Here is a 289-nt window from a genome sequence, read left to right as displayed (position 1 = left end):
CCGCCCGCCCCTCCCCCCGCGCCCGCCCCTGGTGCCATACCCTCTGCCCCCCGCGTCCTTGCCACCCGATCCGTTGCCACCCGAGCCGTTGCCACCAGAACCACTGCCACCAGAACCATTGCCACCCGAGCCGTTGCCGCCAGAACCGTTACCACCGGAACTGTTGCCACTAGAACCACCGCCATCAGAACCGTTACCTCCTGAGCCGTTGCCACCAGAACCGTTACCACCAGAACCAATACCTCCAGAAACAAAACAGCCAGAACCTATGACACCAGACACGGATCAA

At 62.6% G+C, this 289-nt stretch carries 1 protein-coding gene; it reads left to right on the top strand.

Annotated elements, in window-relative coordinates; genetic code table 11:
- Nucleotides 1-88: 88 nt before the first annotated feature.
- Nucleotides 89-289 (top strand): hypothetical protein (locus tag JDS99_RS31260; RefSeq protein WP_199696526.1); only part of this gene is annotated, 201 nt, incomplete at its 3' end.

The organism is Bacillus cereus group sp. N6 (genome assembly GCF_016483705.1).
GTDB classification, from domain to species: Bacteria; Bacillota; Bacilli; order Bacillales; family Bacillaceae_G; genus Bacillus_A; species Bacillus_A wiedmannii.
Note: the sequence above shows the minus strand (reverse complement) of the source record. Positions and strands in the feature narration are given on the sequence as shown.